Source organism: Paenibacillus haidiansis (genome assembly GCF_036553665.1).
GTDB classification, from domain to species: Bacteria; Bacillota; Bacilli; order Paenibacillales; family Paenibacillaceae; genus Fontibacillus; species Fontibacillus haidiansis.
In genome coordinates this window covers 1-24,523 of sequence record NZ_JAZHPZ010000009.1, presented here as the reverse complement: position 1 = coordinate 24,523, position 24,523 = coordinate 1, and the positions used below count along the sequence as shown (strand labels likewise).

19 protein-coding genes are annotated in these 24,523 nt (G+C 49.6%); 18 read left to right on the top strand and 1 reads right to left on the bottom strand.

Annotated elements, in window-relative coordinates; genetic code table 11:
- Positions 1 to 46: 46 nt before the first annotated feature.
- From V3851_RS17225 to tatC, 5 genes are all read left to right on the top strand, one after another.
- Complete coding sequence (locus tag V3851_RS17225; protein WP_331847793.1) at positions 47 to 703, top strand: 5-formyltetrahydrofolate cyclo-ligase; 657 nt, start codon at positions 47 to 49, stop codon at positions 701 to 703.
- 14 nt (positions 704 to 717) lie between these two features.
- Positions 718 to 1,218, top strand: a complete 501-nt coding sequence (gene moaC / locus V3851_RS17220; RefSeq protein ID WP_331847792.1) for a cyclic pyranopterin monophosphate synthase MoaC — start codon at positions 718 to 720, stop codon at positions 1,216 to 1,218.
- A 75-nt stretch (positions 1,219 to 1,293) separates the two neighbouring features.
- A complete protein-coding gene (locus tag V3851_RS17215) occupies positions 1,294 to 1,779 on the top strand; it encodes a MogA/MoaB family molybdenum cofactor biosynthesis protein (protein ID WP_331847791.1) in 486 nt (161 codons plus the stop codon).
- A 145-nt stretch (positions 1,780 to 1,924) separates the two neighbouring features.
- Positions 1,925 to 2,143, top strand: a complete 219-nt coding sequence (locus tag V3851_RS17210) for a twin-arginine translocase TatA/TatE family subunit (protein ID WP_331847790.1) — start codon at positions 1,925 to 1,927, stop codon at positions 2,141 to 2,143.
- A 101-nt stretch (positions 2,144 to 2,244) separates the two neighbouring features.
- Positions 2,245 to 3,003: a twin-arginine translocase subunit TatC gene (tatC, locus tag V3851_RS17205; protein ID WP_331847789.1), complete on the top strand. Its 759-nt coding sequence runs from the start codon at positions 2,245 to 2,247 to the stop codon at positions 3,001 to 3,003.
- 76 nt (positions 3,004 to 3,079) lie between these two features.
- Here the strand turns inward: tatC and V3851_RS17200 are convergent, their stop codons facing one another.
- Complete coding sequence (locus V3851_RS17200; RefSeq protein WP_331847788.1) at positions 3,080 to 4,120, bottom strand: hypothetical protein; 1,041 nt, start codon at positions 4,118 to 4,120, stop codon at positions 3,080 to 3,082.
- Between the two features lie 323 nt (positions 4,121 to 4,443).
- Between V3851_RS17200 and groES the strand changes: the two genes are divergently transcribed.
- The 13 genes from groES to V3851_RS17135 form a co-directional block, all read left to right on the top strand.
- Positions 4,444 to 4,725: a co-chaperone GroES gene (groES, locus tag V3851_RS17195; RefSeq protein WP_331847787.1), complete on the top strand. Its 282-nt coding sequence runs from the start codon at positions 4,444 to 4,446 to the stop codon at positions 4,723 to 4,725.
- A gap of 72 nt (positions 4,726 to 4,797) precedes the next feature.
- A complete protein-coding gene (gene groL, locus V3851_RS17190; RefSeq protein WP_331847786.1) occupies positions 4,798 to 6,417 on the top strand; it encodes a chaperonin GroEL in 1,620 nt (539 codons plus the stop codon).
- A 275-nt stretch (positions 6,418 to 6,692) separates the two neighbouring features.
- On the top strand, positions 6,693 to 8,045 hold the full coding sequence (locus V3851_RS17185) for a citrate transporter (RefSeq protein ID WP_331847785.1): 1,353 nt from the start codon (positions 6,693 to 6,695) through the stop codon (positions 8,043 to 8,045).
- Positions 8,046 to 8,120: 75 nt separating this feature from the next.
- Positions 8,121 to 10,253 (top strand): hydantoinase/oxoprolinase family protein, encoded by a 2,133-nt coding sequence (locus V3851_RS17180; RefSeq protein ID WP_331847784.1) that lies wholly within the window; start codon positions 8,121 to 8,123, stop codon positions 10,251 to 10,253.
- Positions 10,254 to 10,274: 21 nt separating this feature from the next.
- Complete coding sequence (locus V3851_RS17175; protein WP_331847783.1) at positions 10,275 to 10,979, top strand: hypothetical protein; 705 nt, start codon at positions 10,275 to 10,277, stop codon at positions 10,977 to 10,979.
- Positions 10,966 to 11,634: a GntR family transcriptional regulator gene (locus V3851_RS17170; RefSeq protein WP_331847782.1), complete on the top strand. Its 669-nt coding sequence runs from the start codon at positions 10,966 to 10,968 to the stop codon at positions 11,632 to 11,634. Before V3851_RS17175 ends, V3851_RS17170 begins: the two co-directional genes overlap by 14 nt.
- A 194-nt stretch (positions 11,635 to 11,828) precedes the next feature.
- Positions 11,829 to 13,394 (top strand): PucR family transcriptional regulator, encoded by a 1,566-nt coding sequence (locus tag V3851_RS17165; protein ID WP_331847781.1) that lies wholly within the window; start codon positions 11,829 to 11,831, stop codon positions 13,392 to 13,394.
- A gap of 144 nt (positions 13,395 to 13,538) precedes the next feature.
- A complete protein-coding gene (locus V3851_RS17160) occupies positions 13,539 to 14,807 on the top strand; it encodes a cytosine permease (protein WP_331847780.1) in 1,269 nt (422 codons plus the stop codon).
- Complete coding sequence (locus V3851_RS17155) at positions 14,804 to 15,907, top strand: DUF917 domain-containing protein (RefSeq protein WP_331847779.1); 1,104 nt, start codon at positions 14,804 to 14,806, stop codon at positions 15,905 to 15,907. Before V3851_RS17160 ends, V3851_RS17155 begins: the two co-directional genes overlap by 4 nt.
- A complete protein-coding gene (locus V3851_RS17150) occupies positions 15,900 to 17,453 on the top strand; it encodes a hydantoinase/oxoprolinase family protein (RefSeq protein WP_331847778.1) in 1,554 nt (517 codons plus the stop codon). Before V3851_RS17155 ends, V3851_RS17150 begins: the two co-directional genes overlap by 8 nt.
- A gap of 334 nt (positions 17,454 to 17,787) precedes the next feature.
- Entirely contained in the window at positions 17,788 to 19,446 is a 1,659-nt protein-coding gene (locus V3851_RS17145; RefSeq protein ID WP_331847777.1) for a cellulase family glycosylhydrolase, read from the top strand.
- A 607-nt stretch (positions 19,447 to 20,053) separates the two neighbouring features.
- Complete coding sequence (locus V3851_RS17140; protein ID WP_331847776.1) at positions 20,054 to 21,505, top strand: fibronectin type III domain-containing protein; 1,452 nt, start codon at positions 20,054 to 20,056, stop codon at positions 21,503 to 21,505.
- 103 nt (positions 21,506 to 21,608) lie between these two features.
- A partial coding sequence (locus tag V3851_RS17135; RefSeq protein ID WP_462686687.1) for an RHS repeat domain-containing protein occupies positions 21,609 to 24,523 on the top strand: 2,915 nt, incomplete at its 3' end.

The window sequence follows — 24,523 nt, the reverse complement described above, 5'->3', positions numbered from 1 at the left end:
AGAGATGGAATAGCCCGCCTTATTTGGCGGGAGAGGAGTTCGGGATATGGACAACATCGACATCGGGGCAAGCAAAAAAGCGCTGAGAACGCGGATGGCCGGCATCCGTTCGGGGATTCCGCCGGAGTCCCGGAAAGCACAAGCGTTGGAAGCGTGCCGCATTGCCGAACTTGAGGTGCTGGATCCGCTGCGGAAGAGACGAAATGCCGGCCTCACGATCTTCAGTTACCTTTCGTTCCGCGATGAGCCCGATACGAGCCCGCTGCTGCGGAGCTGCCTGGAGCGGGGCGATACGATCCTCGTTCCCAAAATAATCGGAAACGGAACGATGTCCTTACATAACATAACCGGCCGGCAAAACCTCGTTTCCGGGGTTTGGGGAATTCCCGAGCCGGACGGAACGATCCCGGCATGGCCGGCCGAACGCTACGGCGAGATCGATCTCGTTCTTGTTCCGGGACTGGCCTTTGACCGGTATGGAGGGCGGATCGGGTTCGGCGGCGGATATTACGACCGGTTTATAGCCGAACTGGCGAAGCGGCCCGGGGCTCGGGGCAGGGATGAAGAAGGCGGCTCCGCACTCAAAGCGGCGCTAGCTTTCGAGGAACAGATCGTCGACGAGACTCTCCCGGCGGAAAAGCATGATTTGAAACTGGATATGCTGTTCACGGCTTCCGGTATCCTATATATAGAAGGAAAGTAGTTGAGACATTGGAAATGGATTCGGCACAGGATCGAGGGAAACTGACCCACTTTAATGAGCAGGGGAGAGCGCGCATGGTTGACGTCTCCGGCAAGGAAGCCACGATACGCGTGGCCGTCGCGGAGACGACGGTGTCGATGCTGCCCTCTACACTGCAGGCGATCAAGGAGGGCAAGATCGGCAAGGGCGATGTGCTGGCCGTGGCCCAGGTCGCCGGGATTCAGGGAGCAAAACGGACCTCGGATTGGATTCCGATGTGCCATCCCCTGGCCTTAACCGGCGTGAATCTCGTATTCACCGACAATGGCAAGGACCGGCTTCATATTGAAGCCACGGTGAAGACGGAGGGCAAGACCGGGGTGGAGATGGAGGCGCTGACGGCGGTGTCCGCCGCGGCCCTTACCGTTTACGACATGTGCAAAGCGCTGCAGAAAGATATGGTGATCGGTCCCACGCAGCTCCGCTCGAAGAGCGGAGGCAAGAGCGGGGACTACGTCCGGGACGGCCAAGCGTAGGATGATAAGTCCCGTCAGGCCGGTCCTTTTTAGTAGAGGTATATAAGTAAGAGTTGGATGAGGAGGGTATGGCCCATGGTTTGGAAAACAGCGGTCTTAACGGCAAGCGATAAAGGTGCCAGAGGCGAACGTGAAGACACAAGCGCCCAGGTGATTCGTGAACTGGTCGAAGAGGAACTCGGCGGAGAAATTGTGGAATACCGGATAGTTCCCGATGAACCGGATGAAATTATCGCGGCCTTGATCGAGATGACCGATTATTTTCAAGCCGACCTTATACTCACGACGGGCGGCACGGAGCTCGCCATCCGGGATGTTACCCCGGAAGCGACGCGCAGAGTCATAGAGCGGGAGGTTCCGGGCATGGCGGAAGCGATGCGTTACGCGACGATGCAGAAGAACAGGGGAGCTATGCTGTTCAGGGGCGTTGTCGGTATTCGCGGCCGCACGCTGATCGTGAATTTGCCGGGCACGCCGAAAGGGGTGCACGAGAATCTCGCCGCGATCATGGACCAACTGCCCGAGGCATTGCTGATGGTGACGGGGCAATTTCGTCTGTAATCGGAAATTTTCTTCTAGTTTCCGAATACCAGTTCCGAAAAACATGGTTCGATTCCGACAAATGAATGGACTATTTCTGTGATATAGGTTATGGTAATATTAGTGTTCACAGTAATTTCACAGGTTTGCGGAAGGGGAGACTAGGGTGACAGCCGGATTTCTGCTCATCGTAATTGCTGCATTGCTGCTGTTCGGCCCCAATAAATTGCCCGAGTTGGGCAGAGCGGTCGGGCGCACGTTTCGCGAATTCAAAACGGCTACCCGGGATATTGTCGATGACAGACCCGAGGCGGGCGGCTCCGGGACGGAGGCGGCTTCGGCTCCGCCGGAGGAGAGAACCGATCATCGCCGTTTGCCGGAATAGAACTGTTTTTGTAAATGAGAATTGACGATATCCCTTCCTGGACCGGGAGGGATTTTGTTTGCGATTGCTTTTTGTAAATGGGTGGCGAAGGAGGCCGGGTCGTGGCTGAAGATACGGATAAACAAAGTGTGGTGGAGCATTTGGCCGAACTGCGGCGGCGTTTGGTTTACGTCTTGTCCGTGTTCGTCTTCGTTCTCGTGGCTGCGTTCTTTGTGGTCGATCCGATTTATCACTATCTGACTCTCAATGTCTTATCCGGCGTCCGGATTGAACTGAATGCGTTCTCTTTCTGGGACGGGGTCGGCGTATATACGAAGATCGCCATGGTCGTCGCGCTCGGGATTACACTGCCTTTTATGCTTTATCAGATATGGGCTTTCGTCAGTCCGGGACTGAAACCGGCGGAGCGGAAGGCGACGCTGCGTTATATTCCGTTTGTCTTCATCTGCTTCTTGATCGGCCTTGCCTTCGGATATTTTGTGGTGTTTCCGCTTGCGATGACCTTTACGGGCTCGCTCAACAAACAGCTCGGCTTGATTGAAACGTACGGGATGGCGGATTATTTCAAATTCCTGATGAATATCGTGTTGCCGATCTCGTTATTGTTTGAGCTGCCGCTCGTCATTCTGTTTCTGACGGGGATCCGGATCCTGAATCCGCAGCGGCTGCAGAAGATGCGCCGGGTAGCCTATTTCATTCTGGTGGTCATCTCGGTGATGATTACCCCTGCCGACCTTTTCTCGGCGTTCCTTGTGCTGATTCCGCTCGTCCTTTTGTACGAACTGAGCGTGCTCCTGTCCCGGCGGGTGTATGCCAAGCAGCAGGCGGCCGATGCGGAGCGGGCGGAAAGATACAATTAGCGGGGAAACGCGCCCTTTAACGGGCGTGTTTTTTTGCGTGAAGGCACCGCCGAACGTTGTCCGGTCTTTTCTTTTCTCACACGGGCAATTTCAAGTCCCTCCTAAAATAAGCATCCAACCTTAGCTCGGTCACATCGACAATCCGGGCCAGGAACGGATCGTTTAACGCTTGCAGAATACGGTTCGCCTCCGCCAAGAGCTGTTTGCAGGCAGCATGGATCGTTTTTAAACGTCGTTCGTCTTTTAGAAGCTTCTTCGCTATTTCGCCGGGTTTATGCCCTTTCTGATATAGTGTAACCGCGTCCGAATCGATGGTGATATATGTGAAATGCCCGATGGAGAGATCCTCCTCCAAGTCCTTCAAATCGTCAATGATTTGGATGACGGCGCCGAATAAAAAGAAAACTTCAAAATAAGCGTCGATAGCGTCGGATTTCCCCAATCGCTCCAGACTAAGCATGAACGGGGTCAAAAGATGCGCCGCTTTGAACCCGCACTCGATCGGTTTATCTTTTTCATACGGACTGCTTTGGCCGCGCAGCATTTTTTCTTTGATTTCGGCATCGAGAAATTGAGCGCGAATCCGATGCAATATGTTTAGATTTACCTCAGTCGTCCCGAAATGTCGAAGGATCCCCGCCTCGTATTCGGCGATTAGCTTATGGGCTGTCAGGAGTTCAACCGGCGAGAAGCGGCCGCCGTCCACTTGAACATCCAATATCCCGTAGCCTGCGATCCCATATACCACGGCCCGCAACAAATCGCCAAAAGCGTTCAGATTGTCGGCCAACCCGACTTCCTCCATCCATATGACGAGAAAGGCATAAACCGGATAGGCATCTTTAAAATACTCGTCTTTCTTATTTAGGCTCTGCCAGCGCGAAACATCGAATCCGAGGGGAAGCGTGTACTCGGTAAGAAACCTTTTTCTCTCCCGATCCACCGTTTTGAATATGTTTAACAATTCCAAACCGACCTTGCGATTCTTCCATTTTGCCAAAATCGTTGCATCGGATAAAAACGGAGTCATTACAGCGTTCCAGAAGTCCTCTTTTCCGCCGTGATAGAGTCTAAGAATTCTACTGGCAAACTCATCAAAAAAGTGAGGTTCATTCATCGCCATGCTCCTTTCTTCACAATCTTACTTTCCCAGTATGCTGTCCTTATTCGAATAAATCAAGCCGGCCGGAGCAGGCCGTCTCACGCAAGAAACGGAGGTCGCTTGGACGGAGCAACCGGGAATAATCGCTAGGTCGCCAGGGTAGAATGGGAATGGAGTGCAAACGGGGCCGGGCAAGAAAAAAATGTTTAAAGGAACTTGAAATCTGTCCGCAAGTTGAGTAATATATAAGTGGTTATTAGCACTTGAGGATGTCGAGTGCTAATACATAAATTACATTAATCAACCAACACAACATATTAAAAGGAGGCTATTTTTTCATGATCAAACCTTTAGGTGAACGTGTATTGGTAGAACCGATTGAACAAGAAGAAACCACATCTTTCGGCATCGTGCTCCCGGACACGGCGAAAGAAAAACCGCAGGAAGGCAAAGTAGTCGCTGTCGGCAGCGGCGCGTTGAAGGACGGGGTGCGTGTTCCTTTGGAAGTGAAGGAAGGCGACCGCGTATTGTTCTCCAAATATGCCGGTACGGAAGTAAAATATGAAGGTAAAGAATATTTGATTATGAAAGAAAGCGACATTCACGCGATCATCGGCTAAGAGCGAAGCTCTACGTGAAAGCGAAAAATATCTTTAACACCATTTATTCTTAATCAGGGAGGTAATTTAACAATGGCAAAAGAGATCAAATTCAGTGAAGACGCCCGCCGCGCGATGCTTCGTGGGGTCGACACTTTGGCTGATGCAGTTAAAGTTACACTCGGACCGAAAGGCCGCAACGTCGTATTGGAGAAAAAATTCGGCAGCCCGCTGATCACTAACGACGGCGTAACGATTGCCAAGGAAATCGAACTGGAAGACGCTTTTGAAAACATGGGCGCCCAGCTTGTTAAAGAAGTAGCGACCAAAACGAACGACGTAGCCGGTGACGGTACGACGACGGCGACCGTTCTGGCTCAAGCGCTGATCCGCGAAGGATTGAAGAACGTAACGGCCGGCGCCAGCCCAATCGGTCTGCGCAAAGGGATCGACAAAGCGGTTCGCACCGCGGTCGAAGAACTGAAGAAAATCTCCAAATCGATCGAAGGCAAACAATCGATCGCTCAAGTTGCCGCTATTTCCGCTGCGGACGAAGAAGTAGGCGAACTGATCGCCGAAGCGATGGAAAAAGTGGGCAAGGACGGCGTCATCACCGTCGAAGAATCCCGCGGTTTCGCGACCGAGCTTGAAGTGGTTGAAGGGATGCAATTCGACCGCGGTTATGTCTCCCCGTACATGATTACGGATACGGACAAAATGGAAGCCGTGCTCGACAATCCTTACATCCTGATCACCGACAAGAAGATCAGCAGCACGCAAGAAATTTTGCCGCTGCTTGAGAAGATCGTACAACAATCCAGACCGCTGCTGATCATCGCCGAAGATATCGAAGGCGAAGCGCAAGCGATGCTGATTGTCAACAAACTGCGCGGCACATTCAGCGCGGTAGCCGTTAAAGCTCCTGGCTTCGGCGATCGCCGCGAAGCGATGCTGCAAGATATCGCCGCTTTGACCGGCGGTCAAGTCATCACCGAGAAGCTCGGCCTTGATCTGAAGAGCACGACCGTCGACCAACTCGGTAACGCTCGTCAAGTTATCGTGACGAAAGAAAACACAACGATCGTAGACGGCAGCGGCGACAAGAAAGACATCGACGCTCGCGTCAACCAAATCCGCGCGCAATTGGAAGAAACGACTTCCGAATTCGACAAAGAAAAACTGCAAGAACGTCTGGCTAAACTGGCCGGCGGCGTAGCGGTTATCAAAGTCGGCGCGGCTACCGAAACCGAACTGAAAGAACGCAAACTGCGCATCGAAGACGCGCTGAACGCTACGCGCGCGGCGGTTGAAGAAGGTATCGTATCCGGCGGCGGCGTAGCCCTCGTGAACGTATACAATGCCGTAGCGGCTCTGTCCCTGAGCGGCGACGAAAAAACCGGCGCCAACATCGTGCTTCGCGCTCTGGAAGAACCGGTTCGCACGATCGCTGCCAACGCCGGCGAAGAAGGTTCCGTCATCGTGGACCGTCTGAAGAAAGAACAAGTGGGCATCGGCTACAACGCCGCTACCGGCGAATGGGTCAACATGTTTGACGCAGGTATCGTCGATCCGGCGAAAGTAACCCGCTCCGCGCTGCAACACGCGGCTTCCGTTGCCGGGCTGTTCCTGACGACCGAAGCGGTCATCGCCGACAAACCGGAACCGGAAAAACCGGCCGCTCCTGACATGGGCGGAATGGGCGGCATGATGTAATCAAGGGATCAAAACCCCTAAATTATATCAGGATTTGAATATAAAAAAGGCTCCCGAGAGGGAGCCTTTTTTGCGTTTAAGGAGAGGTGTTGAATTGGCGCGACGGATGGAATATTTTTTATGCGAATTGCCTCGGATAAATTTGTGCGGATATATATTGACGTTCTTCAACGGCCATGGTACTCTTTGACCAGACAACTAACATGTCAGTCTTGAAAATAGCATGTTAGCATGTTAGTTGTTATTTTTATTCCTATTTAAGGAGGACACATTTTGTGGATGCAGTCAATTATGTAATCGGTTTCGCGATGGTGCTGTCATTCTTTGGGCTCGTGTGGTATTGCGTGAAGGGGTACAACCTCATGGTAGGCTTCTTCATCATGTCGGTACTCTGGACGGCAATCGCCTTGATCGGAAACGCGATTTCACCTAACTCGATGATGGAAGGGCAGACGATCGTCTCCGTACTGACGAATGTCTTTCAGACGGGACCCGAAAACTATGGTAAATCCATTCTTGTAAACGTTTTCTTCGGGGCGTTCTTCGGCAGAATTTTGATTGATACCGGAATTGCCGCCACTTTAATTCGCAAAGTGGTTGAACTGGGCGGAGACAAACCGAGAGTGACGATGTCGCTACTCTGTATTGTAACGGCAGTCATCTTTACTTCCATGACCGGAATCGGGCCGGTTATTTCCATTGCCGTCATCGTTTTGCCGATTATGCTGTCGCTCGGCATTCCTTCGCCGATCGCCCTTTTCTCGTTCATGGGTTCCATTATGGCCGGGATATTCGGGAATATCGTAAACTTCAAACAGTATCAGGCTATTTTCGCTACCGCCAACGAAAGCTACGCCAGCTATGATTATAACGCCTATTTCACCTTCGGGATGATCGCGATGGGCGTCTCGTTGATCATTGTACTCCTTGTGGCTAACCTCGCCATGAACAACAAAAAGATCTCCCGCGCCTGGGCGGCGGCGACGCCCGAAGAACAGAATTCCAATGACGCGCCCGCCGTTTCCTGGATTTCGATCATTCTTCCGGTTATCGGCGTGGTCGTGTTCAAAATTCCGATCATTTTCGGATTTATTTTTGCAGGCTTGTTCGCTTTGCTGACCTGCGGCAAATTGAAAGGCGGGTTCGCGAACGTTTGCCGGATGCTGTCGAAGCAGTTTGCGGACGGCGCGATCGACGTGGCCCCCATGATCGGATTCCTGCTCACGCTCTCCATGTTTAACAACGCGGCTACATATGCTGCACCTTATTTTAAAATTCTATTCGGCGGTGTTATGCCGCAGACCGCGTTGACGCTATGTATCGTGTTTGCCGTATTGACGCCGCTGGGCTTTTTCCGCGGCCCGATGAATCTGGTCGGATCGGGGGCGGCCATTCTGGCCGTAGTCGTCTCGACGGCGGCTTGGCCGGTACAATTTTTGTATCCTTTATTCGCCGTTACGACGATTGCGCCGCAGCACCTGGATGTTACCCAATCATGGGTCGCCTGGGGATTCGGCTATACGAAGGTGTCGGCCAGAGACTTTATGAAAATGTCCATTCCTTCAGGCTGGATCATCGGAATTATACTTTGCGTCGTCACTTTTGTCATGTACGGCAGTTTGGTTTAAATAAAAAGACCGTGAACGAAAGCCGGCTGCCGCACTTAGGGCGGCAGCCGCCCATACAAGGATTGGAGGATAAACATGGGCAGAATGATTCGCATGGGAATTGACGTAGGGGGGACGCATACGAAAGCTGTGGCCATTGACAACGAGAACCACGAGATCATCGGGAAATCGTCCGTCAAAACGACGCATGACGATCCTAGAGGCGTGGCCGCCGGGGTAGTGAAATGTTTCCAAAACTGCTTGAAGGAAAATAACATCCGGCCGGAGGACGTTATTTTTGTCGCGCACAGTACGACGCAGGCGACCAATGCGCTGATTGAAGGCGATATCGCCCAGGTCGGCATCATCGGCATGGGGAAAGGCGGATTCGAAGGGTTTTTGGCCAAAAGGCAGACGAAATTGCCGAACATCGATTTAGGCAACAATAAAGCGATCCAAATTTTCAACAGCTTTATCAATGTCAGACAAATGACGGAAGCGACCGTACAGCGGGTGATCGAAGAGCTGGAACGAATGGGGGCGCAGGTCATTGTCCCGTCCATGGCCTTCGGCGTCGATAACGGCAGACCCGAGCAGCTCGTATATGAGGAAGCGGAGAAAAAAAGGCTTCCCACCACGATGGCGTCCGATATTACGAAATTATACGGGCTGACCCGAAGAACGAGAACGGCGGCGATTAACGCCAGCATTCTCCCTAAAATGCTGGATACGGCCAATTCCACGGAGCAATCCGTCAAGGAGGCCGGCGTTCATGTACCATTGATGATCATGCGCGGCGACGGTGGAGTCATGGAAATCAACGAAATGAAGAAGCGCCCGATTCTCACGATGCTGTCCGGTCCGGCCGCTTCGGTCATGGGCTCTTTGATGTATTTGAGAGCTTCCAACGGCGTGTATTTTGAGGTGGGCGGAACGACAACCAATATCGGTGTCATTAAAAACGGACGTCCGGCTATCGATTACTCGATCGTCGGCGGCCATCCCACCTATGTCAATTCTCTGGATGTCCGGGTGCTCGGCGTGGCCGGAGGGTCTATCGTTCGCGCCGATAAAAACGGGGTGATCGATGTCGGTCCGAGGTCCGCGCACATCGCAGGACTTGATTATGCGGTATTTAGCGACCCGGCCGAAATCAAAGGACCCAAGGTTGAATTTTTTTCGCCCAAACCCGGCGATCCGGCGGACTATGTGGCGATCCGGCTGGAGAACGGCGAACGGGTAACCATTACGAATTCCTGCGCGGCAAACGTGCTTGGACTGGTGAAGGAGGACCATTTTTCCTACGGCAACGTGGAAGCGGCCAGAAAGGCGATGCAGGCGCTGGCCGATTATTGCGGGACGACGGTGGAAGACATCGCGGGACAAATTATGGAGAAGGCGTACGCGAAAATCGAACCGGTCATTTTGGCGCTGGCGGAGAAGTATAAGCTGGAGAAGGATCAGATTTCTTTGGTTGGAGTCGGAGGCGGGGCGGCTTCGCTGATCGTATATTTTGCGGACAAAATGGGGCTAAAGTACAGCATCCCCGAAAACGCCGAGGTTATTTCGTCGATCGGCGTCGCTCTCGCCATGGTCAGGGACGTGGTGGAACGGATCATTCCGTCGCCTTCCAAAGAGCAGATCAGCGCGATCAAAATGGAAGCGATGAACAAAGCGATTCAAAGCGGGGCGACGCCGGAGAGCGTGGAAATTCATATCGATATTGATCCGCAAACATCGAAGGTCACGGCGATCGCCACCGGCTCCACGGAAGTCAAAACCAACGAGTTGTTAAAGGAATGCAGTGAAGAGGAATTGATCGAAATCGCCGCAAATGATATGCGGATTTCCGCCGAACAAACACAGATGCTGCAAAAAACTCGGTATTTTCATATATACGGCGAAAAGGTCGACAAGCCGGGAGACGCCGGAGCCATCCGGATTCTGGACAATAAAGGATTCATCAAAATACAACGCGGCCGCGCCATGGCGATCAAGACGTCCGCCGGGGAATATATGCAAGCCGTGAAAAAACTGTGGGAAGACATGGCCGTTTACAAGACGGAGCTTATTGCCCGGCCGGACTATTATTTATGCATCGGCGCGCGCGTCATGGATTTTTCGGCATCCGAATTTCAACAATTGGAATTGCTCATGGATATTGAGGTTTCCACTTTTGAACCGGATACGGAGATTGTCGTGGTCGCCGCCAATATGAAGCAAAGTTGACGTACCGGGAACGGAGGGAGCATGCGGGAGCCGAACCAGTTGGAGGATAAGATCGGGGCGTTGTTGGGGGTGGATGACGATACCTGGGGAGAATATGCTTTTTCCAGGGATCTGTTAAACCGCCGTATCCGGCGGGAACAAAAAGCGGAGATGACGGCCAAGGCGATGCTTTGCGGCAAACAAGTCGCCCGGCAAATGATCGATGAATATGGCTGTACGGATGTACACTTGCTTGCTGAAAAATTGAAGTTGAGGATCGAGTTCAAGGAAGCTTTCATGACAGGAAACCGTATCCTGTTCGCCTGCTATACTCCGCCGGACAACATCGTCGTAATGGCGGAACCCGTTCGTAAGGCGGCGCGGCTGGTGTCCCGGGAAGCACCGTGTCTGGTTGAACTATTCCGGCAAGATGATATAATGAATACTATCCTGGGGCATGAAATTTTTCATGCTGTGGAAGAGCGGCTCGAACCGGAAATATATACACGGACCGAAAAAATTTTATTATGGAATTTTCTCAGGTTTAAGAACTATTCAACCATTCGCGCTTTGAGTGAAATCGCAGCGATGGCGTTTACCCGGGAGTTGAACGGACTAAACTATTCCCCGTTTATTCTGGATTTTCTTTTGTATTTCAGTTACGATTCTTCCGCCGCGGAGAACATATATCGTAACGTTCTAGGATTGGGTTCGGGAAGGTGTAGGGAAACCGTTGAAGATCATTAATAACAGCAGTTCATTAAACGACGTGACATATAATAAGATCAAAGAAGACATCATGAACATGACGCTGGAGCCGGGCATGGACGTGAGCGTACAGAAGCTGTCCGAACGCTACGGCGTTAGCCGTACGCCGGTCCGGGAAGCCGTCGTGCGTCTGCAACAGTCCGGCCTTGTGGAAATCTATCCTCAGCGCAAAACGGTAGTTTCCAAAATCGATTTACAGCGGGTGCGCGAGGAATGGTTTATTCGCACTTCGCTGGAATCCGCCGTGGTGGATGAATTTATCCGCAAGTGCAGCGAACTGGTGGCGGATACAATGCAGGAATTGATCAACAAACAGAAGAAATACTTGGACAGGAAGTTTTTTATCGAGTTTTACCATAAGGACAATCGTTTCCACCAGCTTATATTCGAGACGGCGGGAGAATCGCTTGCCTGGTATACGATTGAAGAGGTAGCCTCCCATTTTAACCGCATTTGTCTGTTGTACGGCAAGATGGAAGGCGCCCGGCAGTCCCATATCCGTCAGCATGAAAACATGGTTGCGGCCATCCGCCGCCGCGATGCGGAAGGCCTGCGCCAAGCCGTGACGGAGCACTCGGGCAGCCTGCTGGAACAGGTGAACAGCATGTCCAAGCAATACCCCCAATATTTCTGAATATACTTTGATAATAAACCGCAGCGGTTCCGTTCATGACGCAGCGGTTTTTGTTTTTTGGTGGCAATCCGGCAGAATACACTTTAAAATTTTAGAAAAGCCTGTAAAGTATAGGCCTTCCTTTTCAGCAGGATAATAACTTAATGATTTGAACAAGAAGAAGTGGTGAATGTCATGGGGTAACCGTTAAAGATATGCTGCAATTGCCTTCGTTTAGAGGCGCAAAGGTGTTGACCGGAAGAAACAGTCTCCATCGAACCGTCTCCTCCTTATCCGTATTGGAGGTTTCCAACGTGGACTTTTCTTCGGAGATCGTCCAAACGGTACAGGAAGAGTGGTATGCGGAAGAGATTGTGATCAGCTCTCTGTATTCCATCAAGGACAGCGTAGACAAGCAGTGCGAAGCGGTCCAATACTTGATCGATCTCGGAGAAGTGGGACTGATTTTATATTATGTGGGAATCATCATCCCCAAAGTGCCGGAGGAAGTGCTGCAATTAGCCGAGTCGCAAAATTTTATGATTATCTGCATGCCCGAGAACGATTTTTCCCTTCGCTATAACGAGGTCATTTATGAAGTGATGGAAGCGATTGTTCTGGACAATCAAACGATCAACGATAATTTCGTCAATGAATCGTTAGAGAAGGTGTCGTTCCTGCCGGAGCATTCACGGAGTGTGGAAATTATGCTGAAATTGCTATCCGACCGGCTGAAGGCCAATATGGTGCTGACGAACACGAATTTGGAGATTGTCAATCAGGTGATGTGGCCGCGCAACTCGACTTTGGATGTGTTGAAGTTGGTCCATGAATACGGACCTCCGATGGTCAACGGCAGAAGAAGAATGGAAGAAACGGATATCTCTTGTTTTGTCGAGCATAGGAGCATTCATCAAAAGAATGGAGAAATTCTGTATCTGTTTGTGATCAAAGAGAACTCGAAATTACCGGGGAAGACGATCGACAAAATCAGCGAGGTCGTGCAGGTGGCCATTAATCTTTGGGGAGACAAGCATAACGAGGTCAGCGAATACGCCTTGGTAAAGGCGATCATTAACGATGAAAGCGAAAAAATGCGGAGACTGGCGCATCTGCTTCACATCGACGTGGCGGCGATCCAGATGATGTGGCTCGTCTATATTCAGGATTTATCGGAGGAAAAACGCATCAGGGAAGAACTGGCGGAGCATCTCTCCAAATACTATAAAACGGCGGTCATTCAAACAATCGATCATTGCATTATCGTGCTGTTGGGCAATTGCTCTTACAAATACAGTGAAATCGAAATTGCCGAGGAGTATGTCGAGACGACAAGCTTCATATCGTCCATATCCGAAATGGTATACGCGCCAAGAATGAGAAATACGACGGATGTGCGCCGGATGTATCAGCTCGTCAATCAAGTCGGGAAGAAGGTCCATCTGATTTATCGTCAGCGAAAATGGTTTACGGCCGCGGAAATTCGCTCGATGAAGCGAGCCATTGACTTGAGTGTGCAAGGGGAAGAGGTCATTGAAGAATGGATGTCGGTGATCGCGCCCGTTTTAGAGGACCCCGAATCGGTTAGAACACTAATGGTATTTCTATTGGATGCAAAGGGGAATTTCGATGCCTGTGCCAAGCTCCTGTATGTCCACAAGAATACGGTAAAATATCGCATCAGGAAGATCAGTGAGCTGATTGGATACGATGTGACGATGAATTCCGAATTTTACGATGTGTACCTGGCCTGTATGATTTACCGGTTAATTAACAGTTAAATCCTAAGAATCCGAAGTTCTTGTCGAAATCGACAAAAATTCGGATTTTTATTTTTATTTCTGAAAAAGACGGTTCTCTTTTCTTCTTTTACAATAAGAAAAAAAGTTTTTAGTCCATCGATCAAGATTGGGGGAGTAGAGTGTATGAGCAATAATGAAAAAACTCAGTCTTGGTTCACTCTGGGGATAGTCTGGGCCGGAGCAATGATTAGTATACCGGGTCTTCTAGTAGGAAATACGCTGATTTCCGGTATGAGCATTTCCAAGACATTATTGGTCGCGTTGATCGGGTATGCCATTATCGTGGCCCTCATGATTTTACAGGGAATTCAAAGCACGGATTTGGGGAAGTCGACCGTTCAAGTCGCCAGCCAGGTGTTTGGCAAAAAGGGGTCACGCACGATTCTATCGATCATTCTGACTATCGCCTGCCTCGGTTGGTTCGGGATTCAGGCCAATGTGTGCGGGGCGGCGCTGGCGAATTTGCTGGCCGAGTTCGATATTGCGATGCCGGTTCCCGTAGCCTCGCTGATCTGCGGCCTGGTCATGGTCGTTTCCGCGATGTACGGAATCAAAGTGCTGCGTGTGCTCAGCTATATCGCGGTGCCTTTGCTGGTCGTGCTTTGTGTGTACGGTCTGATCAAAGCGTTGAATGGAGAGACTTTGCAGCTTATCTCTAGCTATAGACCCGAACAAAACATGAACTTTATGGACGGGTTGGCGGTAACGATGGGGTCTTTTGCGCTCGGAGCGGTCATTGCCGGGGATTATTCGCAATTTTCCGTGAAGCGTTCCGATGTGTGGAAGGCGGCCCTCTTCGGCATTATCCCGGCAGGCGTACTGATGATCAGCGTAGGGGCTGTCTTAACCCTGGCCTATCAAACGAATGATGTTACGGCCGTCTTTTTGAATATCACTACTCCGTTTATCGGCGGGGTCGTGTTGATTCTGGCGGCATGGAAGACCAATATGGTGAATGCGATCTCGGGCGGGTTCGCGTTGATCAATGTGTTTAACGTATCCAAGGATAAGGAAAAATGGGCCGTAGGTGTAGCCGGGCTGATCGGTACAGTACTCGCCGTCATCGGCATCTTGGATTACTTTACACCCGTAATGTCCATTTTGTCGGCCATGGTTCCTCCTGTAGCGGGCGTCATGATCGCTTCCTATTGGGTGATGAACAAAGGGGATAAGGGCTGCTGGAAGGAAACCGAGGGCGTGAATCGCCTAGGCGTATATTCCTGGCTGATCGGTTCGGTCATTGCCTGCCTTCCCGTCTTGCTGTCATTTTTCCCTAGCTTGCCTCAGGTATCCAATCAGCCGCTCATCGGCATTGTAATTTCATTTGTCCTGTATATCGTTGGATATCGTTTCACTGCTTCAAAGTCTGACCTATTGGAGGTAAATCGATGAGATATTTAGATAAAGCCGCGATTGAAAATATTGCGATAGGAGCCGCATTCCTGGGAACGGGCGGCGGCGGAGATCCTTATATCGGAAAACTGATGGCGATTTCGGCCGTGGAGAAGAACGGGCCCGTCAAATTGGTTTCGGTCGATGAAATCGGCGATGAAGACTTTTTTATTCCGGCAGCCATGATGGGAGCCCCTTCCGTATCGGCGGAGAAATTCCCGAACGGAAGCGAGTTCGTCAAAGTGTTTCAAAAGCTGGCGAAGTATTTGGGCAAAGACAAAATCGCGGGCACGTATCCGATGGAAGCGGGCGGCGTCAATTCCATGATTCCGATCGTCGTCGCGGCGCAGCTCGGCTTGCCGCTGGTCGATTGCGACGGGATGGGCAGAGCCTTCCCCGAGCTTCAGATGGTGACGTTCAACCTGGACGGCATCTCGGCGACACCGATGGCGATTACCGATGAGAAAGGGAATATCGGCATTTTCGAAACGATCGACAATAAATGGACGGAGCGTTTGGCCCGGGCGGCCACGGTGGAAATGGGAGCCAGCGCATTGGTGAGCTTGTATCCGACGACCGGCGCTCAGATGAAGAAGAGCGGAGTTCATCATATCGTTACCCTGTCCGAACGAATCGGGGATATTATTGCTTCAAAAAACAAGGAAGCGAAAGAAAAACTGCAGGAGCTCTTGGCTTTGGTATCCGGTTATGAGCTTTTCCAAGGGAAAATCGTCGATGTCATCCGGGAAACCAAGGGAGGATTCAACCTCGGCAAAATGATTCTGGAAGGGATCGAAGCCCATAAAGGCGGCAATATGAAGGTTCATTTTCAAAATGAGAATCTCATCGCCGAAAAGGGCGGCCAAGTGGTCGGGATGACCCCGGATTTACTCTGTCTGGTCGATTACGAAACATTGTCTCCGGTTACGACCGAGAGCCTGAAATACGGCAAACGCGTGCGGGTGCTCGGACTCCCTGCCCATGAGAAATGGAGAACGGAAAAAGGCATCCAAACCGCGGGGCCAAGATACTTCGGGTATGATTACGATTATGTTCCGATTGAAGAACTGGTAAAAAAGGCGGTGGCTGATCATGTATAGAATCGGGATCGATGTGGGCGGAACGAATACGGACGCTATTATTTTGGACGAGCGGCATCGGTTGATTCACGCCGTGAAATCCCCGACAAGCTTGGATATCAAGACAGGGATTGAAACATCGCTCAGGAATTTGCTGCAGGAAGCGAATATCGATAAAACCAAAATTACGCATGCCATGTTAGGCACGACGCAATGCACCAATGCGATTGTTGAGCGCAAGAAGCTGGCGAAGGTCGGGGTCATCCGGCTGGGCTATCCCGCAACGGCTTCCGTCCCTCCGTATACGGCTTGGCCTAATGATATGGTTGAAAAGCTGTCGGGAAACTACGCTTTGGTTCAAGGCGGTTATGAGTATGACGGCCAATTGCTCGGTGAAGTCAACGAAGCCGAAATTAAAGCCCTCTTGGAGGAATGGCGGGACAAAGTGGAGTCGATTGCGGTCATCGGCGTGTTTTCTTCCATTAAAAACGATCAGGAATTCCAGGTGCGCGATGTGATTCATGAAGTGTACGGAGAAGAATTTCCTGTCTCCTGCTCTTCCTTGATCGGTTCGGTCGGACTTATCGAGCGGGAAAATGCAACGATCTTGAATGCGGCGTTATGCAAGGTGATTGAGACGACGACGCAAGGGTTCGTACATGCGCTGGAAGAGGAAGGGATCACGGATGCGGCCGTGTATCTGTGTCAAAATGACGGAACCTTGATGTCAATCGAATACGCCAAACAGTTCCCGATCCTCACGATTGCCTGCGGACCGACGAACAGCATTCGCGGCGCCTCTTATTTGGCGCAGATCAAAGATACGATGGTGCTCGACGTCGGCGGCACGACTTCGGATATCGGGGTCCTGCAGGACGGGTTCCCCAGAGAGTCGTCGGTCGCCGTCGAAGTCGGCGATATCCGCACCAATTTCAGAATGCCGGATATTATCTCCGTCGGACTGGGCGGGGGAAGCATCGTTCGCGTGGACGACCGGGGCAGAATTACGGTCGGGCCCGACAGCGTAGGCTATAGAATCGGCGAAGAAGCGCTTGTCTTTGGCGGCAGTACACTCACGACCACGGATATCGCCGTCCGGCTGGGACTGGCCGAGGTGGGCGACAAGAGCCTAGTGTCCCACATTGAGGAGGACTTCGCGAAGGCGGTGCAAGCCGAAATTGCCGCGATTGTCGAGCAGGCGATCGATAAAATGAAAACATCGTCCGAAGATGTTAAGCTCGTGCTTGTCGGCGGGGGCAGTATTATTATCCCGGATACGATTCGCGGCGTAGCAAGCATGATGAAGACGGAGAACGGAAATGTTGCCAATGCCATCGGCGCATCGATCGCCCAAATCAGCGGGCAATATGAACAGATTTATATTTATTCGCGCGAACCGCGCGAGGCTTCATTGAAGGATGCCGAGGAAAAAGCGGTCAAGCAGGCTGTATTGGCCGGAGCGGCTTCCGATACGATCGAATTGGTCGAAGTGGAAGAGACGCCGCTGGCTTACCATCCGGAGAATGCGACCAGATTAAGAGTAAAAGTCGTAGGCAAAATGAAATAGAGCGCAAGGATCTTCAAGCAAAAATATGGTATGGTCTCTCAAATGTCGTTCTGCGGCTTCTTGAGAGGCCTTTTTTGCTTGATCGTGGAGCGACCAACAATTGATAATATATCCAATGTAATCTATTGATTTACAATATTTGCTATATGGATGTATAATATAGTCGAATCGGCCGGTTCACCCCTCATTACCCTTTTCCTCAGACAGAGGTTACCTTGTTAATGGTCGGAAAATTGCAACTCGACTTTCATAGAGGTCAGAAATGAATGCGCTTTCTTTGTTGGTGTATTGATTTTCGTTTGGCTTCATTAATAGAATCGAGGAGGGAATAGGAATGTTGTTTAGCTTTAAGAGACTTGCGAAGGTATTATTGGCGAGCGTGCTGCTGGCGGGCATCTTCGCCTATTCGGGCGGCAGCGCGCGGGCCGAGGACGGGGAAGGTTACTTCCATACCTCGGGCAACCGGATCGTCGATTCCGACGGAAATCCGGCCGCCTTCAACGGGCTGAACTGGTTTGGCTTCGAGACGGGGAACTACTCGCCGCACGGATTATGGTCCCGTTCCATGGACGATGTGCTGGATCAGGTGAAATCCGAAGGATACAACCTGATCCGGCTCCCATACTGCAACCAGATGTTTGACGCAGGCTCCCAGGCCAACAGCATCGATTATGCCAAGAACCCCGACCTAGTTGGCCTGAAACCGATTGAGATCATGGATAAGCTGATCGAAAAAGCCGGCAACCGCGGCATCCGCATCTTCCTGGACCGTCACCGGCCGGATTCCGGCGGCCAATCGGCGTTGTGGTATACGAACGCCTACCCGGAATCGCGCTGGATTAGCGATTGGGTCATGCTGGCGGAGCGGTATTTGGACAACCCGACGGTGATCGGGGCGGATCTGCACAATGAGCCGCACGGCGACGCCAGCTGGGGCACCGGCAATTTGGCGACGGATTGGCGTCTGGCCGCCGAGCGGGCGGGCAATGCGATTCTTGACGTCAATCCGCATTGGCTGATCATTGTCGAAGGCATCGAGAAGAATGTGCAGGGCAATTCCAGCGGTTATTGGTGGGGCGGCAACCTGACCGGAGTTCGGAATTATCCGGTGGAGTTGGATGTGCCCAATCAGCTGGTCTATTCGCCGCATGATTACGGCCCGGGCGTCGCTTCGCAAACCTGGTTCAGCGATCCGAACTTCCCGAATAACATGCCGGCGCTATGGGACCAGACCTGGGGATATATCAGTAAGGAGGGCATCGCCCCGCTGATTGTCAGCGAATTCGGCGGACGCAGCGTCGATACTGTATCCGTGGAAGGCAAATGGCAAAACGCGCTGGTCGATTACATCGGCGACAACGATCTCTATTGGACGTATTGGACGCTGAACCCGAACAGCGGCGATACCGGGGGACTTCTGCTCGACGACTGGGTGACCTGGAATGAGCCCAAGCAGCAGATGCTGGACCGGATCATGAAGCAGGTCACCTTCCCTCCCGTCGGCGGAAACCCGGGCGGGGAGCCCAATCCTGAAGTCGTTGCCGTCACTCCGCTTTACCGCGTCGGAGAAACGGGAACCGCCGTCAACTCGATCCGAGCCGACCTGCAGCTTAAAAGCAGTTCCACCATTTCCATCCCGCTGAGCGAGCTGACCGTTCGTTACTGGTATACGAGCGACGGAAGCTCGGCCCAGACCGTGGAAATCGATTACGCTGCGATAGGCAAGGCGAACATTACAACCGCTGTCGTTCCATTGGCCGCGCCGGTAAACGGGGCCGACACGTACGCGGAGTTTTCCTTTGCGGCGGGTGCGGGCACGCTTTCGGCTTCCGGCAACAGCGGCGACATCCAGTTCCGCATCCACAAGAACGACTGGTCCAACTACAACCAGGGCGACGACTACTCCTTCGCGCCAAGCTTGACCAGCTACACAGCCAACGACCGGATTACCGTTTACCGCAACGGGGAGTTGATTTTTGGCGAAGAGCCGTGATGGGTAAGAGGAAAAAATATCGGTTTAGCATTTCGTGAAAAATGAGTTTCTATATGGTATTGTTTCTGCATTAAAAGGGACTTCACCCCGATTGGATAAGTTTTCAAGAGATCAATCTTGAATAACTAAAAGGGGTGAAGTCCCAAGATCTTTCTATTGATCAATTTTTTATTTAGAGACCGATTACCTCCATAATTCATCATACTAAAAGGATTGGCAATTTAATTATTAGTATGTCTTTTTCTCCACATAACGAAGCCCCTTTATATGCCCTATTACATAAAATAAAAAAGATAGAGAGATGATCGAAATTTTCTAATTCTAACTGATTTCGACATAAAAAATACAAAATTAACCTCTACCGGAAAAATAATGATTTGACTATACTGTACTTAACTGAATTTTGTAAAAAAATGTAATAAATAATAGTAATTAATATCTTTTCAGGGAATTTTGTTTTATTGGTTTGTTATTTCTATGAATCTTATTGATTGGAGGGCTTAAATGTTGAAGAAGTTTAAAGTCACTCACAAAAAAGCACTACGCTTGGGAGTAATCTTATTATTGCTGTTTGAGATTTACCCCTCAAGGATTTTTGCAGAAGAACTTGAAAGTCAAGTTATCGCAGCAGATCGATCCGGCTTTCTTTTATGAGCCGGAATCTTCAAATGATGAGTACAATAATTTGCTAGAAAATAGCGGTTTTGAAACCTATACGGGAACCGAGGGAATAGCGGACGAATGGGATTCCAGCGTAACCGARGGRGCCRTACCGAACATGCAGGTCGTCTCCTCGCCCGTGGAGGAAGGAACTTATGCTCAACAGATCGCAGGCAGCGGAATTCCGGAGGAAGGACGGATAAAGATCTACCAAACGGTAGACATTGAGCCGAGCAAGGCATTCGCTATGATAGCTCATGTGAAGACGGAAGAACTGAGAAATGCGAAGCTAGAGTTTTCTATAGATTACGGAGATGCAGAGGGAGAGTGGCTGGACTCCAATTTGGTAGAGCAAACGGAGCTGACCGATGGTTATGTAGCATTGCGGCTGTCCGGGGAAACTCCGGCAACGGCAGCAGAAGCCACGGTGAACCTGACCTTACGATCGATCGGGGAAGATGGCGGAGGAACGGTATATGTGGACAATGTATCGTTGTATTACGGGGAAGAAACTCCTGAGCCATTGAAAGCCCCCTACAATTTTCGGATAGTACAACAGACTTATCAAAAAATTGAATTCACCTGGGACCCTCCAGTGGATAATGTGGAGATTATGGGCTATGAGGTTTATCAAGATGACATCTTTTTAGGGACGATAACAACTAATACCTACACTGCCAAGGGTCTTCAGCCTAGAAAGTGGTATAAGTTCTCGGTAAGAGCATTTGATAATTCAGGGAACTATTCTGAACTAATTGATTTCAGAGCAGCTACCTTTGGAGCCAACCTCATTAACAATTGGAGCTTTGAAGAGTTTGGTCAATCAGCTGACATTGGAACAGGATGGAGTAAGATCACCAGCGACGGTTCAACAGCCAACTTTGGATTAGTACAATCACCTGTTTATAACGGACATACCGCTCAGAAAATAGTAGGAACCGGAATGACGAAAGACAAAAGTATAGGAATAAAACAAGATATTAAAGTGAAACCAGAACTATCCTTTTCAATGAAAGCCCTTGTAAATATCTCTTCATTAACCAATAGTCAATTGGAGTATTCCGTTGATTTTGCAGACGAAAATGGAGTTTGGATCGATAGAATTTATCTGGAGAGAAAAACAGTAACAGGAGGATATATTTTACTTACTACCTCTGGGAAGGTCCCTAAACAGGCAACAACAGCTTCCATAAATTTGGTTATTAAGTCGACGGGAAATGGGGGAACGGGGACCGCATTCATCGATGCATTAGAATTTTCCTATACTAATACGAAGGCCACCTATCAGTATAATAGCTCGAATCAATTGGAGTCTATAACTTATAGTGATGGTTCCAAGGTGTTATATAAGTATGATGCGAATGGTAATATACTGGAAATAAAATTTCAGGATATTTAATGCAAGGCGTTAAAGGGTGGGCATTAAACTAGGAATTCACAACGCGGGGATTAACTTTTACGTTTAGAAGAAGCGGCCAAAATAAATAAAGGGGAATTTGCTTATGAAAAAGCGAATAAGCGAGATATTAGTTTTTATCTTACTGTTTATTACAATAGTTAATCCAAATATCTTACCATCCGTCTTTGCCGAAAATACTGACATCCCTTTAGTTCAAAGCACAGTTACATCAGATGTGTACGATGATATAGTTTCGCCTGACTCATTGCCTGTTGAATTGGACCCTGAAGAACTTATTACCATTACAACGTTAACTGAACGCTTTCATGTTGAACGGGATTGGGTACTTCAGGAATTACTGCGTGGCTATTTGCTTCATGAAATTTATCAGGGGTTACTTCATCAAGAATCGGGCGGTTCTTATGAAGAATATATGCAATCCACTTATCCCGGCAGAGTAGCAGATCCATTATATACATCATCTATTACGGATGATGTTTATGGCGTGAAAACCGTTACAGAAGATGTCTACATAACCAAACCGTCTGTCACCGATGATGTCTATGGATTGAATTCATTTTTGGCAGCCTCTTCCAAATATGATAGTGTGGCGTTGGAACGTCAGAACATCAAAATGAACAGCGCCCCCTATACGGTAGGTTCGGAAACGGATCAAATCTCAACCCTCGACGGCTCCCTTCGGGTGACGGCCACGGATTTATATCTTGAAGGCGTAAACGGTCTGGATTTTGCTTTAACGCGGATTTATGACAGTTCGCTTAGTAAGGATCGTATGACTGTGGATACCGATCGATGGGAGAACGAAACGAAAATAACGAAAGAAGAACGACGGTTCAACATAGGGCAAGGCTGGATTTGGGATATTCCCTATTTAAAAAAAGAAGAGGGCACTCAGTATATTTATCTTCCCAATCTAGGAACCTATGTTCTTGATATTGAAGAGGATGATGAATTGGTAGGTTACCCGTGGGATAATCTGGACTTTGGAGAAGTGAGTGAATCCCGTCTTGAGGAATTGGATGAATATTTCGAAGTGGATGATGCGGACTATGTCTTATTTGATTATACCGCAGGGATCAATACCTATTTCACCAGCAACGGCGATGTAGTATTAATCACCAATCAATACGGGAATCACATCAAGTTCAGTTGGGGAGCCGACGGGCTTGACTCTGTATTCGTCTATGCCGGAAAAGATGAAATGGTCAGCTATTTATATACCGACTTTGACGATCAGTCGGTTGAAATCAATGCCTACAATATAGCAAAAGGCGAGACTCAAACCGTTGTGTATCATAAAACGGTTATGGAAGGGGATGTACGAGATCACGAGGTTCTTTCGGAAGTTGTTGATCCGGTGGGAAGATCTACAAAGTATGATTACTATATCGATTGGAACTTCTTCAATCTTATAAGCGGTTACGAATATTATACGGGAACCGAACGAATGATTTATTGGGGAGTTAATGATTGGGTTGAGCTCACCGCAATCGAGTTTCCGACGAAAGCTATGGTTCAATATGCGTATGCCGGTCTTGCCGCGCGTCATATTGGAGAAGTAGCCGTCCAATATGAACCTGTATACAAAGTCAGACACTTATTTTACAGTACGACGGAAGAAACAGAATATAGCAGTATGGATGTAGAGCTGGAAGGCGATATCGGGGCGGTTTATGGAGAGGACGATACCTTCTCCGCCATCGTAGATGATGGCTTGACATTAACTACGTATCACTATGAGAAAGATTTTTCCGGCAACCGCAGACCCGAAGTGGTATATCTTACAAAAACGACTGTGGAATCACTTGATAAGCAGATGCGTCAGGAAACGAATTATACTTACGATAAAACGAAATATCGTGCGGTCCCCATTCAAATTCAGAGCCGCTCTTACACCGGCTCGTCCAGTTCTTCTGCCGTAACCACGAAAACTTCTTACAACGACTGGGGACTGATTACTTCCCAAACCGACCCTATGGGAGTTACGACCACTTATGAGTACGATTATTACGTAAATTATAATGTGAGAAGATGGTCTCCGATCAAAGTCACGGTACCGGTCAGTTCAACAAATAGCTTGATTACAAGCTATACTTATGATGACGACACAGCTACACTGAGTCAGGTCCAAGTGAAAGACAGTTCCGGGAAGTTATACGGACAAACCAATTATCAATATAACACGTACGGGAATCCCATTGAGATCAGGATGAAGGGAGATTCCTCGGATACGGTTGTCAATCAAACGTTTGAATATGCCCCGTCAAAAATTCAACAAAGTGTAAGTGTAACCAATGCGCAAGGAGTCAAAGCTTCGATTGTTCAAGATGCTAGTTATGATAATAGGGGGAATTTATTAAACTACAAGGATGGGAATCGTTACAACACAACCGTGACTTATGATGCTATAGGCCGTCCATTAACACAGACAAATCCGGATGGCTCCAAAATAAGCTCTTCATATAATGATTCCACAAATACCACGGTTGTTACGGCTCCAAACGGCGCTAAAACGACATATGAATATGACCCGTTCGGGCGCTTAACCAAACAAACCGATGCTTTGGGGAGTATCACCAATACCTATGACTCGTTTGATCGGCTTATCGGCCAAACGGATGCGGAAGGAAATAAAAGCACCTTCACCTATGATGCCTACGGTCGGATTCTGACTGAAAATGATGGAACCAGTACTACAACGTATACCTATAATGATGCCGCCCGGACCAAGACGATCAAAGACGGAGTAGGCAACCAAATCCGGGAGACTTACGATATACTAGGCCGGGTAATTAAAACCGAAGAACTGAAATCGACCGGAAATCTTACGTTATCCAGCAGTGTCTACGACAACTATGGACATCTGATGTCTACGACGGATGCGAAGGGGAATAAAACCACATATGCTTACGATGCGCTTTCCCAATTAATATCCGTGACGGATGCCGAAGGCAAGATCACCAGCTACAGCTATAATATGGCTGGGGATATGATTAA